General features: G+C 44.3%; 13 protein-coding genes. 9 read left to right on the top strand and 4 right to left on the bottom strand.

Annotated elements, in window-relative coordinates; translation table 11 throughout:
• Positions 1 to 32: 32 nt before the first annotated feature.
• Positions 33 to 2,402 (bottom strand): TonB-dependent receptor domain-containing protein, encoded by a 2,370-nt coding sequence (locus ACFS5N_RS09580; RefSeq protein WP_377184689.1) that lies wholly within the window; start codon positions 2,400 to 2,402, stop codon positions 33 to 35.
• Between the two features lie 210 nt (positions 2,403 to 2,612).
• Here ACFS5N_RS09580 and ACFS5N_RS09575 point away from each other — a divergent pair, with 210 nt between their 5' ends.
• The 6 genes from ACFS5N_RS09575 (at position 2,613) to carB (ending at position 9,883) form a co-directional block, all read left to right on the top strand.
• Positions 2,613 to 3,179, top strand: coding sequence for an RNA polymerase sigma factor (locus ACFS5N_RS09575; RefSeq protein WP_377184686.1), 567 nt, complete (start codon positions 2,613 to 2,615; stop codon positions 3,177 to 3,179).
• A complete protein-coding gene (locus ACFS5N_RS09570) occupies positions 3,176 to 3,979 on the top strand; it encodes a HEAT repeat domain-containing protein (protein WP_377184683.1) in 804 nt (267 codons plus the stop codon). The genes ACFS5N_RS09575 and ACFS5N_RS09570 overlap by 4 nt, the downstream gene beginning before the upstream one ends.
• Positions 3,980 to 3,990: 11 nt before the next feature.
• Complete coding sequence (locus ACFS5N_RS09565; RefSeq protein WP_377184681.1) at positions 3,991 to 4,794, top strand: DUF4097 family beta strand repeat-containing protein; 804 nt, start codon at positions 3,991 to 3,993, stop codon at positions 4,792 to 4,794.
• Positions 4,795 to 5,013: 219 nt separating this feature from the next.
• On the top strand, positions 5,014 to 5,958 hold the full coding sequence (locus ACFS5N_RS09560) for a TonB family protein (protein ID WP_377184678.1): 945 nt from the start codon (positions 5,014 to 5,016) through the stop codon (positions 5,956 to 5,958).
• Between the two features lie 101 nt (positions 5,959 to 6,059).
• Positions 6,060 to 6,722: a DUF4397 domain-containing protein gene (locus ACFS5N_RS09555; RefSeq protein ID WP_377184675.1), complete on the top strand. Its 663-nt coding sequence runs from the start codon at positions 6,060 to 6,062 to the stop codon at positions 6,720 to 6,722.
• A gap of 341 nt (positions 6,723 to 7,063) precedes the next feature.
• Positions 7,064 to 9,883, top strand: coding sequence for a carbamoyl-phosphate synthase large subunit (gene carB, locus ACFS5N_RS09550; protein WP_377184673.1), 2,820 nt, complete (start codon positions 7,064 to 7,066; stop codon positions 9,881 to 9,883).
• A gap of 67 nt (positions 9,884 to 9,950) precedes the next feature.
• Here carB and ACFS5N_RS09545 read toward each other — a convergent pair whose 3' ends face one another.
• Positions 9,951 to 10,412, bottom strand: a complete 462-nt coding sequence (locus tag ACFS5N_RS09545) for a DUF4920 domain-containing protein (RefSeq protein WP_377184670.1) — start codon at positions 10,410 to 10,412, stop codon at positions 9,951 to 9,953.
• A gap of 320 nt (positions 10,413 to 10,732) precedes the next feature.
• On the opposite strand from ACFS5N_RS09545, the gene ACFS5N_RS09540 reads away from it, so the two are divergent.
• Positions 10,733 to 12,127 carry a hypothetical protein gene (locus ACFS5N_RS09540; RefSeq protein WP_377184667.1) on the top strand — a complete coding sequence of 465 codons (1,395 nt, stop codon included), beginning with the start codon at positions 10,733 to 10,735 and terminating at the stop codon, positions 12,125 to 12,127.
• 97 nt (positions 12,128 to 12,224) lie between these two features.
• On the opposite strand, the gene radA is transcribed toward ACFS5N_RS09540, so the two are convergent.
• The gene (radA, locus tag ACFS5N_RS09535) at positions 12,225 to 13,667 is read right to left on the bottom strand and encodes a DNA repair protein RadA (RefSeq protein WP_377184664.1); all 1,443 of its coding nucleotides are present in this window, start codon (positions 13,665 to 13,667) and stop codon (positions 12,225 to 12,227) included.
• Between the two features lie 219 nt (positions 13,668 to 13,886).
• On the opposite strand from radA, the gene ACFS5N_RS09530 reads away from it, so the two are divergent.
• Complete coding sequence (locus tag ACFS5N_RS09530; RefSeq protein ID WP_377184661.1) at positions 13,887 to 14,612, top strand: zinc metallopeptidase; 726 nt, start codon at positions 13,887 to 13,889, stop codon at positions 14,610 to 14,612.
• Between the two features lie 60 nt (positions 14,613 to 14,672).
• Positions 14,673 to 15,851 (top strand): YXWGXW repeat-containing protein, encoded by a 1,179-nt coding sequence (locus tag ACFS5N_RS09525; protein ID WP_377184659.1) that lies wholly within the window; start codon positions 14,673 to 14,675, stop codon positions 15,849 to 15,851.
• A 261-nt stretch (positions 15,852 to 16,112) separates the two neighbouring features.
• On the opposite strand, the gene apaG is transcribed toward ACFS5N_RS09525, so the two are convergent.
• Positions 16,113 to 16,499, bottom strand: coding sequence for a Co2+/Mg2+ efflux protein ApaG (apaG, locus tag ACFS5N_RS09520; protein ID WP_377184656.1), 387 nt, complete (start codon positions 16,497 to 16,499; stop codon positions 16,113 to 16,115).
• Between the last annotated feature and the right edge of the window lie 104 nt (positions 16,500 to 16,603).

The following is a 16,603-nucleotide window of genomic DNA, read 5'->3' as shown; positions in this document are numbered from 1 at the left end:
TGATCAGTCATGGGCTTAATTATCAGATCAGATTAATTCTGAGCCCTTCTTTTTTCATCAAACGATACGTTTTTGTTATTGCCTGAAACTTTGGTTCTGCCAAATAAATAGGTAAGGCTGGCATAAAATAGATTATAATTATAATCCATCTTGTCCATCTGTATAAATGTGCTATAGCGCATATCATATTTGGGAACCGAACCACGAAAATAAGTGGGGCTGATGATCAAATTATTGTTAAGCAGCTTTAATCGCGCCCCGGTTCTGAAATTGCGTTGGGCATAGGTGTAAGTATTTCCACTGGTTGAAGGCAGGTTTTGACCGTAATATACAAAAAAGCTTAGTAGCTTGTTAATGTTAAAACTATTATTAACGTTAAACGATGCAGACAGCCCGCTTTGATTATGAATATCGGCTATGGTTGATTTTGCAGATGAATAGAAAAACGAAGCCGAGTTGCTGGTTTCCCACCACTTAAACAATACTTTGTTAAAAGAGGCATAGGCTCCCATATTATCCTGCGTCATAAAGTTACCCCTTATACTGCGTATAAACGCACTGTCGACTTTAGTAACAGATGAAATTTGGTTGCTGGTATGCTGCGTAAATACGGTGAACGAAAACAGTCCCTTATACAGGTAATTCAGTTCGAAATTGTTACTAAATGAAGGCAGGAGCGAAGGGTTGCCGGCTATTGAAGTATAGATATTGGTGTAGTAAACAAAGGGGTTTAAGGAGTTAAGACTAGGTCGGTTTACCCTTCTGGAATAGTTTACAGAAAAAGTGTTATCGCCGTCGGCTTTATAAACCAGGTAAGCAGTTGGGAACAACCCGCCGTAATTACGTTTGTCGCGCCGGTTTAAGGTGGGCGAGTAGCCATTCATCATGGTATATTCATAACGCAGCCCTGTCTTTGCCGACCATTTTTTGGATAACTCAGACTCCATGCTATAATAAGCTGCTAAATTGCCTTCGGTATAATTGAAATCGTTACTGCGGGTGCTGTCCAGTAAAAAGTTGTTATGCACGCCATTATAGTAAGCCACACTTGCCTTGTTGTTATAGGTTGCAAACTTGGCGCCTGTTTCTATTTTGGCCCATTTGTATGGCAATGTTAAGTCTGATTGAATGGACCAGATATTGTATTTAGAATAACTGTTGTTCTGAACGGCTGCATAGGTTTTGTCAGACTGAGAAACAAAATCATTGGTCATATCGGGTTTGTTGCTGAATAAGTTCACTGAACTGCTTAGTTTCTTACCGGTCGAATCCAGTTTTAAATCATGATATAAATTTAGCGTCTGGTTAAATACTGGTCTTGCTAACAGGCCGTTGGTACTCAAAACAGAGTCGACGGTGTTGCCGGTAACAAAGCGATAGTTATTACTAAAGCGAGTATTCGACTGATTGTCAGAAATATTATAAATAAACCCGATGTTGTTGTGCTTATCTAATTCATAGTCTATACTTAAGCCGCCTTGCCAGGCAGGCGAGTTACCCAAACGCTGCTCATCACTCAGGATTTTATGGAGTTGCCCTGTTATATTGTTTACCTCATTGTTAGTACTATAAAAATGCGACTGGCTGAAATTAAAAGAGCTGCTCACTTTTTTCGACCGGTAAAAAAGACTCAGGCTATTGGCATAAGATGTATTGGCGTTTTGGTAATAAGTTGAACTTACAGAACCGCGCCAGCCTAAAGCCTCGTTTTTCTTTAAAATGATATTTATCAGCCCGCCATTTCCCTGGGCCTCGTATTTTGCAGGCGGGGTAGTAATGATCTCTATTTTCTCTACATTTTGGGCCCGCAAAGTTTTCAGGTAGCTGGTAAGTTGGGTTCCGCTCAGGTAAACAATTTTGTCATTGATCATGACAGCCATACCGCCTTTACCAGGCATTGAAATACCACCATCTTCAGTTACCGTTAAAAGAGGCGCCATTTGCAAAGCATCAAAAAGCGAAGAGCCACTTGCAGATATGGTATTGTTAATGTTAAATATCAGGCGGTCAACCTTTCGCTCCAAAATAGGGGCCTTATTGGTAATAGAAACTTCTTGTAATGTATTTGCTTGTTTATTAAGTATAATATCGGCCAGTTTAACAGCCTCCCCGTTAAACTTGATGTTTTTTAACCATTGTGTTTGGTAGCCAACGCATGATAACTTAATGTTGAAGTGGCCGTTATTTAAATAGGCAATATTGAAGTACCCGTCTTTATCGCTCATGCCATATTTTACAACGGCAGAATCGGTTGCTTTTAAAACAGTTATACTGACGTTTTCAATTCCTTTGCCTCCGGCTTCCGTAATCTTGCCGGATATAGTTTGTGCATGGCTTTGATAAATAATACTTAAAAATAAAATAAATGCTAAAACGGCCGATTTGTAAATAAGTGCTTTCATTTAGGTCTTTATGGGTTTTGTGATTGTAGACCACGCTATAAAAAAAAGGTTACACAAATTCAATCAGCATCAATAAATCGACTTTATTAGTGGGATTTTGACAATGCAACGGCCGTGATATTTTGGTGTCAAAAAAAATGAATATTTTCAGTAACCATTTTTGTATGGCGCGGTCTACAATCATGTAAGGGCAAAAAACACTAAACCGGCTTGAATAAAATAGACGACAATAGTTTAATGCTACTGGTAAAAGCCGGTGATCTGGACAGGATGAGCGTGCTCTTTGAGCGGCATTCCCGTTCGTTATACGGCTTCCTGTTTCATATGACGGGCCGGCGCGACGTAAGTGAAGACCTGGCGCAAAACGTATTTTACCGGATGCTGAAATACCGGCAAGGCTTTACCGTTAACAGCCATTTTAGCGGTTGGATGTACCATATTGCCCGTAACGAATTGAAAGACCATTTTAAAAAACGAGGCGCTGCCGCACAGTATGATCAGCTTGACGACCACGAAGAACGCATAGGCGACGGACTGTTGTTAGATGAGCATTTAGAGAAAAAAGAAGCGCGGCGGGGTTTAGCTAAAGCCATGCTGAAGTTAAATGAACAGGATAGGGAGATATTAATATTGAGCCGTTTCCAGGAACTGAAATATGCCGAGATAGGCGACATCATCGGCATAACGCCCGGAGCAGTCAAGGTGAGGATATACAGGGCGATGCAAGAACTCAAACAGATCTATCTGAAAATAGAACATAAAACAGGAATACGATGAAATGTGAGCACTACAGGGAGATGTTTTTAGATCAAAAACATGGTATGCTCGGCGAGGCTGAACAAGCCGCCTTGCAGCAGCATTTGAATAGTTGTGCTGCTTGTCGCGAAGAGTTGGCGGCAGTACAATTGATCTGGAATAAATTGGGAGAAATAGCAATGCCGGAGCCATCTGAAAAAATGGAGCTGAAGTTTCATGCCATGCTCAATGATTTTAAGCAGGCCGCCTCTGAACCCGGTAAATTAACAAGCTGGAAAGAACGCGTTAAACAGCTTTGGCAATTGCAATACCGTATGCCCCTGGCTTATGCTATACTAGCAGTGGTATTGGGCATTGGCGCGACCTTGTTGTTGCAAAGCAATAGTCGCCAGCAGCAGCAATTACAAGCCATGCAAACCCAGTTGCACGAATTAAAACAAACCATGATGCTGGCGATGTTGGATAACCCTCTGGCTTCAGAAAGAATAAAAGCCGTGAGTTATACCAGCGATATCAAACAGCCTGATAAAATGGTAATAGAAGCGCTGCTGGAAACCTTAAATAACGACCCCAACGTCAATGTCAGATTAAGTACGCTGGAAGCCTTATCGCAAATGGGTAATTATCCCGAAGTGCGGTCGGGCTTGATACAAAGCATAACCACGCAAGACTCGCCCCTGGTGCAAACAACTATTGCCGATGTGATGCTGAAACTACAGGAAAAACGGGCCGTACACCCGTTTAAGGAGCTATTAAAACAAAAGGATCTGGATGAAGTAGTGCGCCAAAAGATTAAAACAACGATAGGCAAACTCATTTAAAAACCATTAAAATGAAAGTATTGAAGTTTACAGGCCTCGTCCTGTTGATAATATGGGGTACTGCCCGCGTAATGGCGCAGGCACCCATGCGTGTAAAGTTGAGTAACCCGGCTAAGCCCTATAAGCTTAACGTCGAACTGGTGCTTGGCACCATCAGGATAAGCGCTTACTCAGGTAAGGAAATTTTGATAGATGCAGATGTACAGCCGCCTGAAAAAAGCCAGGAGGCCGCTCCGGCCGGGATGAAGCGACTAAGCAAACCGGAGGCCACGTCGCTTACAGCACAAGAAAATAATAACGAGGTAAATGTTAGCGACCGCTCTGGCAAATTGGTGAATCTTACTATCAAAGTGCCGGCAAATGCAGCCAGCATCAGGCTAAAAACTACCAGGGGCGATATTAATGTAGACGATATCAGCTCGGCGTTTGAAATTCAAAGCAATGTAGGCGCTATCAATGTATTGAACGTTTCGGGTTCGGTTGTGGCTAATACAGACCGGGGTAAGCTGTTAGTGACCTTCAAGGCCATCGACCCCAAAGCAGCTATGGCCTTTAGTACATTTGTTGGCGATGTCGATATAACTTTCCCGGCTGGTTTAAGGGCCAATTTAAAGATCAAAACGGAAGTTGGACAAGCGTTCAGCGACTTCGATATGGCCGACGACCCATCGCATTCAAAGCCAGCCCCAAGCGAAAAAAATGGTAAATACCAGCTTACGAATGATGGCTGGATCTACGGAAAAGTTGCCGGCGGCGGGCCAGAAATATTGCTTAAAAACACGCGTGGTAATATCTATATTCACAGGGCGAAGTAAAAAACTACGGCGCTATCAGCAACTAATTTAATTTATAACGGCATAGATCAGGAGTCGCGTTATCAACCGGTATTACTGGGTTATTAAATTATTTTTGACCCGATAATTTAATCTATAATTTTGCAATTTGCCGAAACACGAATTGTAAAAATAAAAACCCACACACACATAACCTGATCTTTCATGAAATGCCTATTTACTCTTTGCTTTTGTTTAGTAATGTTTTGCGCAGTTGCGCAGAAACATCAAAAACTGTACTACCGTAAATTTGACGGTACTTACCTTGTAAGTAAAGAAGGTGCCGATTACATGCAGGTTATTCAGGAGCCTGATGCCGGGTCAAAGTTTTATAATGTTATCAATGTTTATCCCGATAGTAATCGCATGTTTATAGGAACGGCCTCGTCAATAGTGCCTTTAAGGCTGGAGGGGCCGGGCATGTTGTACTATCATAGTGGTAAAAAGAAAGAGCTGCTTACTTATAAAAGCGGTCAGCCCGAGGGTCTTGCCTACGATTTTTATGAGAATGGAAAACTATCAGCCATGCTTAATTATCCGCCGGTTGGCAGTAAGGACAACCGGGTAAAACTGATCAGCTATTTTGATCAAAATGGTAACGCTTTGGTAACCGACGGCAATGGCTATTACAGCGATACTTACAAAGGTACCTTCGAAGAAGGGAAGATGGTAGACGGTTACAGAAGCGGAGATTGGAAAGGGAATGATGATGGCGGCGGGATTACCTTTATAGAAACGTACGAAAAAGGCAATTTGATCACCGGCACGTCGACCGATAAAGACGGGAATAAACATACCTATCAAAAACGGAATATCAATGCCACTTACGCCTATGGGATGGATAGGTTCAGGGATATATTACGAAGGCGCGTTAGGTATAAAGACGAAGACGTTAATAATAACAACAGGGGGATGGTATTAGTTGCGTTTACGGTCACTAAAGAGGGTCAGTTAGAAAATTTGCACGTTTTACATGGTATAGATAAATCTATGGATAACGAGGTTTTGCGTGTGGTTAAAGAAACTGCCGGTAAGTGGAAACCAGCTGTTCGATATGGCATACCTATCACAACTGATGTAAGTTTCCCGCTGAATTTTGTAATAAACGTGGAAGAGATAATGGATTTTGATCCTTTCGGTTTGTAGCCCTATAAAGTGTTAAATTAACTGATCGAAATAATTTAATCTATAATTTCGCGTTTTGCCTCAAAAGCCAAATTGTCAATCAGCTATTAAAGAAAAACCGTATGATGAAAAAATTACTTATTTTATGTTTGGGCGGCACCGTTTTACTAAGCGCTTGTGTTAAAAAGAAAAACGAGGCAACCGGTACCACCCATGTGCGTTTTGTAAATGCCATTAGTAACTCCTACACACAGGATGTTTATGTTGATGGTGCACTTGTTTATGGCGGTAAATTGTCAGAGGGCGCCGTGTCGCCGTATATTGATTATACCGCTGGTGTAAGCAATATAGGCATAGCCAATACCGGGACTACATATGCTAACATTTCATATAGCTACGGTACAACCATTGGCGAGTATTCCACCGTTTTCTTTTTTCAGGACTTTAACCACGTGTTGGTATCAGGTGGTATCAGAGACTATATGGATGCTCCGCCTGCGGGTAAAGCGCGGGTGCGCTTTGTAAACCTTGACAACTATTCGCAAACCTCATTTACCATGAGTGTTGTTGGAGGCGCAAACCTGTTTCAGTCGTTAGTTTTTGCTACAGCATCTCCATATTACGACGTTGATCCGGGGGCTAAATTTACGGCAACGGCCACAGGTGTGGTAAACCCGGTAACTATCGATATTGCACCGGTAGCCGGTAAAATTTATACTATTTGGATCAGCGCTACCTCAACAACCGATTTGCAGGCGCATGCCTTTATCCAAAACTATTTTTAATTTAAATAAGTATACCCTAAAATTGCCCGACAGTTACATTGCAGATGCGCTTGACTAACAAGCATATTCGCGATGTAGCGGCCGGGCATTTTAATTTAAATATGCTTTAAAAAGCGCGTTCTTAAAGCCAAATTTACTTTTTAAAAAAAAGCACAAAAAATAGCCACATTAATTCTATCTTTGCACCCCGACGCTGGGGTCGGAACACCCGCTAACAGCGCATAGTATTTAGTAGCTCAAGGTTGATAGTCCAGAGTCGAAAGTCCAGAGTCAAAAAGACTCGAGACTCGGATCTCAAGGCTTAAGACTCCAGAGCTCAGGACTCAAGACTTAAAAACACTATGCCAAAAGACACCTCCATTAAACACATCCTGATTATCGGTTCTGGTCCTATTATTATTGGTCAGGCCTGCGAGTTTGATTATGCCGGTTCACAAGCATCTTTGTCATTAAAAGACGAAGGCATCACGGTATCAATCATCAACAGTAACCCGGCAACCATTATGACAGACAATGTCATTGCTGATCATGTTTACCTGTTGCCGCTTACCTGCGAGAGCATTGAACAGATTTTAATCGAACAAAAAATAGACGCAGTACTGCCTACCATGGGTGGCCAGACAGCGTTAAACCTTTGTATAGAGGCAGACGAGCGCGGGCTTTGGAAAAAGTATGGCGTTAAGATAATAGGTGTCGATATAGCTGCCATAGAGAAAACAGAGAACCGCGAAGCGTTTCGACAGCTTATGGTTGATATAGGCGTAGGTGTTGCCAAATCAAAAATAGCCAACTCATTTCTTGAAGGTAAAGAGGCCGCACAAGAAATTGGTTTCCCGCTGGTTATTCGCCCAAGCTACACGCTGGGCGGTAAAGGCGCCGGTTTCGTGCATAAAAAAGAAGACTTTGATGCAGCCCTTAGCCGTGGCTTGCAGGCATCGCCAACCCACGAGGTTTTGGTGGAGCAGGCGGTGTTGGGCTGGAAAGAATATGAGCTGGAGTTGCTGCGCGATGGTAATGACAACGTGATCATCATCTGCTCGATTGAAAACTTTGACCCGATGGGTATCCACACCGGCGACTCGATCACGGTAGCCCCCGCCATGACCCTGAGCGACCGCTGCTACCAGGAAATGCGTAATCAAGCTATTAAGATGATGCGCGCCATTGGTAACTTTGCCGGCGGCTGTAATGTGCAGTTCTCGGTTAACCCGGCAAACGAGGACATTATCGCCATTGAGATCAATCCGCGTGTATCGCGTTCATCAGCATTAGCATCAAAAGCTACAGGTTACCCAATTGCAAAAATTGCGGCTAAACTGGCTATCGGTTACAACCTCGACGAAATTGAAAATCAGATCACCAAAACCACATCGGCTTACTTTGAGCCAACGCTGGACTATGTGATTGTTAAAATACCTCGCTGGAATTTTGATAAATTCAAAGGCGCCAACCGCGAGTTAGGCCTGCAAATGAAATCGGTAGGTGAGGTTATGGGTATTGGCCGCAGCTTTATCGAAGCGTTGCAAAAGGCTTGTCAGAGCCTGGAGATCGGCCGTGCCGGCTTAGGCGCTGATGGTAAGCAAAACCGCAATCTGGAAGAGATCATGCACAGCCTGGAACACCCAAGCTGGGACAGGTTATTCCACATCTATGACGCCATGAGTTTAGGCGTACCGATGGAGTCAATCCGCAAAGCAACTAAAATTGATCGCTGGTTCCTGAACCAGATCCAGGACATTGTGAACCTGGAAACAGAATTGCGCAGATACTCTGTAGGTAATATCCCTGAAGACTTTTTGTATACCTTGAAACAAAAAGGTTTCTCAGACGCGCAGATTGCTTACATTCTGCATAACAATACTACTGAAGAAGATGTTTACCAGCGCCGTAAAGAGTTAGGCATACACCGCGTTTACAAAATGGTAGATACCTGCGCGGCTGAGTTCCCGGCAAAAACGCCGTACTACTACTCAACCTACGAGGGTGAAAATGAGTCAATAGTATCTGATAGGAAAAAGATCATTGTATTAGGCTCGGGCCCTAATCGTATTGGCCAGGGTATTGAGTTTGACTATAGTTGCGTGCACGGCTTATTAGCGGCTAAAGAGGCCGGTTTCGAAGCCATTATGGTTAACTGTAACCCTGAAACGGTATCAACCGACTTTAACATGGCCGATAAGCTGTACTTTGAGCCGGTATTCTGGGAGCACGTACGCGAGATCATCGAGCTGGAAAAACCTTATGGGGTTATCGTACAATTGGGTGGCCAGACCGCATTGAAGATGGCTGAGAAAATGCATGAGCATGGCATCCGTATCATCGGTACCTCATTCAATGACATGGACATTGCCGAAGATCGCGGGCGCTTCTCTGACCTGTTGAAAGATCTGGGTATCCCTTATCCAAAATATGGTGTAGCTGAGAGTGCAGAAGAGGCACTGGTAGTAGCTAATCAGGTAGGTTATCCGGTATTGGTACGTCCTAGTTACGTACTGGGCGGGCAGGGCATGAGCATTGTTATTAACGACGAAGATCTGGAAAAAGCGGTAGTTAGTTTGTTAAAAAATCTGCCGGGCAACCGCGTATTGATTGATCACTTTTTGGACCGTGCCTCTGAGGCCGAGTCTGACTCGATCTGCGATGGCGAGGATGTACACATCATTGGTTTGATGGAACATATTGAGCCTGCAGGTATTCACTCGGGCGACTCGTACTCAGTGCTGCCACCATTTGACCTGTCTGAAGGTGTGATCAAAAAGATGGAAGAGTACACGGCTAAAATTGCCAGAGCGCTGAACGTTAAGGGGTTGCTGAATATTCAGTTCGCAATTAAAAACGAAGAGGTGTATGTGATCGAAGCAAATCCGCGTGCTTCGCGTACGGTGCCTTTCATCGCCAAAGCATATGATGTGCCTTACATCAACATAGCGGCTAAAGTAATGCTGGGTGTTAACAAACTGAAAGACTTCAATATTGTGCGCAAACCAAAGGGTTATGCTATCAAAGAACCTGTGTTCTCTTTTGATAAGTTCCCGGACGTAAATAAGGAATTAGGCCCTGAAATGAAATCAACCGGCGAGGCGATTCGTTTTATCCCAGATCTGGAAGACCCATATTTCAGACACTTGTACAAAGAGAAATCAATGTACTTGAGCAAATAGGCTTTAAAGCTAAAAAATAGAAAGACCAAAGCATTATCGCTTGGGTCTTTCTATTTTAACCCCATGCTTATTTATCTACCATCAGCCCCGTAACCTCAAAAGTCAACTTCCTTTTCGGATCTACTTTTACCCGGTGCTGCTTTTTCCCTGAAACTGCATCGCCTGCAAAATGCTGCATGTCGTCGGCCAAAAACTGCTTTGCGGCCACACCTTCAGCTATAATGGTTTTGCCTTTAAGGGCTTTAGGGGTATTAATTCCGATGTTTTTAAAATGGGCAGCAATGATACTTCCATTACCTGCATCGATATTGAACCAACCGCCTTTGGTTTTGATTACGTTAAGTACCTTGCCGCGAATGGTGGTACTGATGCGCGTTTTTTTCGCCATGAAAGCCTCTAAGTGAGTAGCCCCGATAACTTCGGTAGTTGAGGGTTTGCTGCCGAAAACAGTGCCGTGCGGCAAGGGGATATGCTGAGCAAAGGCATTTGCAGAGAGACTGATTAATAATATCAAAAAGCAATTTTTCATAGGAGTAAGCTTATCCCTATGCAACAAGATTGTTCAGGCTTGGTTTTTAAAAGCTATACTAATAGCCTGGGTTAGCCGTTTTTAACCCGGCATTATGTTAATAATTGTTAAATAAGGGGCTGTTTACCTTTAACAGAGGCTAAATAAGCCCGAATGAAATTATATTTAAAAATTATTTATCAGCCTGTAGATGGCTTTAATTGCAGATTAATTTTAAAGCTGTAATAAACAACTATCTTTGCGGCTGCATAAATGTTTGATATCGACGTCGCAATGAGCAGGCGTTGGGGCAAATACACGTGAAACAGAATATTAAGCACATGAAAAAATCGCTACAAAGCTCTTTTTTAGTAATAACCTTATGCTTGGCCTCTATAACAGCTATTGTTGGCTGTAAGGGTAAAGGCGCAAGTTTAGCTATACCTACGGTTGAAATAAGCCAGGTTGTAACCGGACTAAAATCAACCACCGTTACTGTTTATGGACGAAATACGGTGGCCAACATTATTACTGAAAATGGTATTTGCTTTAGCGCAACTAACAAAACGCCTACTATTTCTGACATTAAAAAAACCGATACAGTAGGCGCCAGATGGGATATCAACTTTACAGCCCTGGTTCCGGGACAAACCTATTATTTCAGAGCGTATGCTACCAACGATGCCGGCACTGGCTATAGCGATGTGCTTACGGTAACCATGCCAGCTACTGATGCTGTGCCTACCGGTACGGTAACTACTTTTGCCGGCAGCATAAGCGGCGCCAATGGTTATGCTGAAGGTATTGGTGCGGCCGCTTTGTTTGACGGTCCTCAAAATATTTCTTATAATCCTCAAAACAGCTTATTGTATGTAAGCGATACTTATAATAATGCTATCAGAACCATTACTACAAGTGCTGCCACAGCTACTTTAAACGTATCACCCGTGGGTTATGCAGATGGTGCGCTGAACCAGGCAAGGTTTTATGGCCCCCGTGGCATTGCTTTTGATGCGACAGGAAACGCATATGTAGCCGACTTAGGCAATAACGTTATCCGCAAAATCTCAACCGGCGGTGTGGTAAGCACTTTAGCAGGAAACACCATCCCGGGCTATATTAATGATGTCGCAACTAAAGCAGAATTTTTTAACCCTACAGCAACTGTTGCCGACGCATCGGGTAACGTTTACGTAGCCGACCGTAGTAATAACGTCATCCGTAAAATTACACCAGACGGTGTAGTAAGCCATTTTTCGGGCTACCAGGCACCCGCTGGTTATTCGCAACATACGCTACCGGGCTACGTAGATGGCGATGCCAATACGTCTTATTATAATTATCCCGTTGCACTTGCAATGGATGCCGCAGGCAGCATCTATGTAGCCGACAATAAAAACAATGCTATTCGCCTGGTAAACTCAAAAGGAGAGGCAACTACCTTTGCGGGTGGCCTCAACTATCCAAAAATTATTGGCAGCCCAACCAGTATAGCTTTTGACGCACAGGGAAATATGTTTATCGTCGACAGTAATGGCCGTATACTTGAAATTACCAATAAAAAGGTATTATATGTGATCGCAGGTGCAGCAGGCACCAGCGGATTGCAGGATGGCGTCGGGGCTGCTGCACGTTTCAGCAATCCACAATCAATCGCTATTGATTCACAGGGTAATCTTTACGTTGCCGATTATAACAATAACGTGATCCGTAAGATTACGGTAGCCGTGCAGTAAGACCTCACCCAACCCTCCCCCAAGGGGAGGGCTTCAAAAAGCTTATTTAGCTATGGTGTTTGAAAGTCTCCCCTTGGGGGAGATTTAGAGGGGTGTGTTACCCAAACAGCAATCCAAAAAAATCTTCAATATTAGCTACCATCTTAATGTCGATGGTGTAACGCGAAAGGTCCATGCGCTTTTTATCTTGTGCCGCCGATGGCATATTGTATTTGGAGATATAAATCTGTTCAAATCCCAGTTTCTGCGCCTCGGCAATGCGCTGCTCTACTCGATTTACGGCTCGTATCTCGCCAGATAAACCGATCTCGCCTGCAAAACAGGTTTTAAATGGTATAGGTATATTCTGGTACGATGATATAATGGCAGCTGCAAGTCCCAGGTCAATAGCCGGGTCTTCAACCTTAAGGCCGCCGGTAATGTTCAAAAAAACGTCTTGTGCGCCAAGTTTAAAGCCGCAGCGTTTCTCCAATACAGCAAGCAGCATACTCATGCGTTTGGCGTCAAAGCCATTAGCATTACGTTGCGGTGTGCCATAAACAGATGTGCTTACCAAAGCCTGCGTCTCAATCAGCATAGGGCGCATGCCTTCAAGCGTAGCTGATATAGCAATACCGCTCAATGCCTCATCGCGTTGTGATAACAATATTTCTGAAGGGTTGGATACTTCGCGCAGGCCTTCGCCCATCATTTCATAAATCCCTAACTCTGATGCCGAGCCAAAGCGATTCTTCACCGTCCGCAGAATGCGGTAAACATGGTGTCTGTCGCCCTCAAACTGTAAAACAGTGTCAACCATGTGCTCCAATATTTTAGGGCCCGCAATGGACCCGTCTTTAGTGATATGGCCAATCAGGAATACCGGTGTTGCTGTCTCCTTGGCAAAACGCAGCAACTCGGCGGTACATTCGCGCACCTGAGATACACTTCCCGGCGTCGACTCAATATGCGATGAATGCAAAGTCTGTATCGAATCAATGATCACCAGGTCAGGTTCCAGTTCCTCTATCTGTTTAAAGATATTTTGGGTAGATGTTTCGGTAAGAATAAAACAACCCCTACTCTCTCCGCTGCCCGGGTTTTTTACTTTTGAATTTTGACTTTTTACTTCGGTGATCCGCTCAGCCCGCATTTTGATCTGCTTATCGCTTTCCTCGCCCGATACATAAAGCACACGTATGTTCGGCATCGTCAAAGCCAGTTGCAGCATGAGGGTTGATTTACCAATACCCGGCTCGCCCCCAATTAGCACTAACGATCCCGCAACAATGCCGCCACCCAGCACACGGTTAAATTCTTTGTCGGGAGTAAGCAAGCGGTCTTCTTCGGTAAAAGTAATGTTGGCTACCTCTACCGGTTTATTGGCACGTTGAGTGCTGGTGGTATTGCTCACTTTCCACGTAGGGACAGACTTTTGATCTTTTTCTATAATCTCTTCGACAAAGGTGTTCCATTGCTGGCATGATGGGCACTTACCCAGCCATTTGGGTGATTCAAACCCGCAACTTTGACAGAAATACGCAATCTTACTTTTGGCCATGCTATTTGTTCTGCACCTATGCAGATATACAAATGTGCAGATTTAATTGCGCCCCGCAAAGTTGTTTGCTAATTTAATTAGTATTTAGGGTGCGAAGTTGACGGTTTTTTATCACACGGCCTGCATAAATGTCAGGTAACATCTGAAACAAAGGGCTTTTATAGACGTCCAAACACTTGGAATACTTTTTGAAATATTGTTTTAAATAAATTTTCTCAAATGAATCATTTAGCTCTGATTATAGGACACGGAATGGGCTCGGCATGGTTGTTAATGGCGGTAGTTGCCGTTATTAGCTTAATTGTGCAATGGCGCTTTAAAAGCAAGTTTAACCAATATGCGCAGATGCCGTTAACTTCAGGCATGTCTGGCCAGGAAGTGGCCGAGCGAATGCTGCGTGATAATGGAATTTATAATGTACAGGTAATTTCTGTCGAAGGCCAGTTAACCGATCATTACAATCCCGAAACCCGCACAGTAAATTTAAGTCCGGACGTGTATTACAGCCGTAGCGTAGCTGCCGCTGCTGTAGCCGCGCACGAGTGCGGGCATGCTGTGCAGCACGCAGCCGGTTATAGCTGGTTGAGTTTGCGTACTACTATGGTGCCTATTACTAACGCTGCATCAACGCTGATACAATTTACTTTGTTTATTGGTGTAATGCTGTTGTTTTTTGCGCATAGTGGTATTGTTTTGGCCATAGGCGTTGCCGGTTTGGCTATTGTAACTATGTTTGCTTTTGTTACTTTGCCCGTTGAGTTTGATGCGAGTAGACGCGCTTTGGCCTGGTTAAATAATAATTACAACGTGATGCAAACCAACCAGGAGCATGAACAGGCTAAAGATGCTTTATGGTGGGCCGCGATGACATATGTGGTTGCCGCTTTAGGTTCATTAGCAACGCTACTTTATTATGCTTCCATGCTGAGCAATCGCAGAAACTAAGGCAGCCGATTAAACATTTTGCTCAAATAACTGTCTGTCATTATTATAAAACAGAAAGTTATGAAAAGCATATTCAAAATATTTTTACTGCTGGGTGTTACCCTGTTGGTTTCGCCTGCGGCAGAGGCCCAGGTAAGTGTGGGCATACATGTAAACATAGCTCCGCCAGCGTTGCCTGTTTATGAGCAGCCTGAATGTCCGGTGGATGGCTGGTTATGGCAGCCCGGTTATTGGGCTTATGACCCTGTTGATGGGTATTACTGGGTACCGGGTGTATGGGTAGCCCCACCTGAGCCAGGTGTAGTCTGGACCCCGTGCTATTGGGGTTTTGATGATGGCGTTTATGTTTTCCACCGCGGTTATTGGGGCCCGCATGTAGGGTTTTACGGCGGTATCAATTATGGCTATGGCTACCCGGGATATGGTTTTTATGGCGGTATGTGGAGTGGCCGGGTATTCAGATACAATACAGCTGTTTTCAGAGTAAACCGCACAGTGGTGCGCAATGTTTATGTTAACCGCGTTACAGTTAGGCCGACAGCCAGCCGGGCCAGCTTTAATGGTCGTGGTGGTGTGATGGCGCAGCCTCGTCCTGAAGACCGCCGCGCTATGAATGAACGCCACTTTCAACCAACACATACCCAGATCGCGCATCAGCAAAATGCGGGTCATAACCCGGCACAACGCTTCTCAGCCAATCACGGCCGCCCGTCAATGCCTGTCATGAGCCGGCCAGGTAATCATGCTATAAGTTCACCTATGAGTCGCCAGGGTGTAAACCATGGCAACCCGGCGCAGAACCATAATAATCCTGGATTTAACCGTAATCCAGCGCAAAATCATAATCCTGCCGAAAATCATAAGCCTGGCAGCTTTAACCGGGGTACGCCGCAAATTAACCGCAGCAACCCCTCACACATGGATATGAATCGTGCGCAGCATATGGCGCCTCAGCGCCAGCAGCCACAACGTATGGAGCAACATAATATGCCGCAACAGCGCCATCAGTTTCAACCACAGCGAATGGAACCGCGCAGTATGCCACAGCAACATATGGAACAACCAAGGCAGGTGCCGCAGCAACAGCACATGATGCAACCGCAACGCATGCCGCAGCCTCAGCATATGGGCGGTGGTGGTTTTGGCGGCGGCATGCCTCATCCTGGCGGTAACCCTGGCGGCGGCGGTGGTGGTCACTTCGGTGGAGGTGGCGGCCATGGCGGCGGTCATCGCCCGTAATAATCGCTGAAATTAAGGATGTCATAGTGGGCCGTCTAAGCATGGTGGGCAGACTAACGCTCGCCCTTCGACAAGCTCAGGGTGACACCCTCTTTTACACCTTGTCATGTTGAGCATCGCGAAACATCTTATACGAGCGATATGCAAAGCGTATAAGATCCTTCACTACGTTCAGGATGACAAGTCTAATAAAAACGTAAAACAAAGAAGCCCGGCTAAAACTAACCGGGCTTCTTTATTATCTTATTATATCGTCAAAAATTAATTCATCCTGTACGGAGCAATTAAGTAAAACTCAGGGATATGTACCTCAAACATAGCGTTATCCAGCAGGCGCATCATGTGGTATTCGCCTTTCATGCTGCCCATATCGGTTTTAAGGTTGCAGCCTGACACATATTCATGCGAGCTGCCCGGTTCAATAACGGGTTGCAGGCCAACTACGCCTTCGCCCTCTACTTCGCGCTTAGCACCGTTTGAATCAAATATATACCAGTGGCGGCTCATCAGTCGTACTGCGTAGTCGCTCATATTCTCAATTGTAACCCTATAGGCAAACATAAAATGGTCGTTCGCCGGGTTTGAATATTCGGGCTGATAAATGGTGTCAACCGATACCTTTACTCCATCTGTTATATATGTAACCATGACAAGTATTCGCGTTAAATAAATTGATAGAATCAGCTAATCAAAAACTAAGCCATATTGCCGGCCTATTTTTAGGCAATATAGAGCATCTTACGTAAAAAGCA

Source organism: Mucilaginibacter ximonensis (assembly GCF_042686265.1).
Taxonomy (GTDB): Bacteria; Bacteroidota; Bacteroidia; order Sphingobacteriales; family Sphingobacteriaceae; genus Mucilaginibacter; species Mucilaginibacter ximonensis.
Note: the sequence above shows the minus strand (reverse complement) of the source record. Positions and strands in the feature narration are given on the sequence as shown.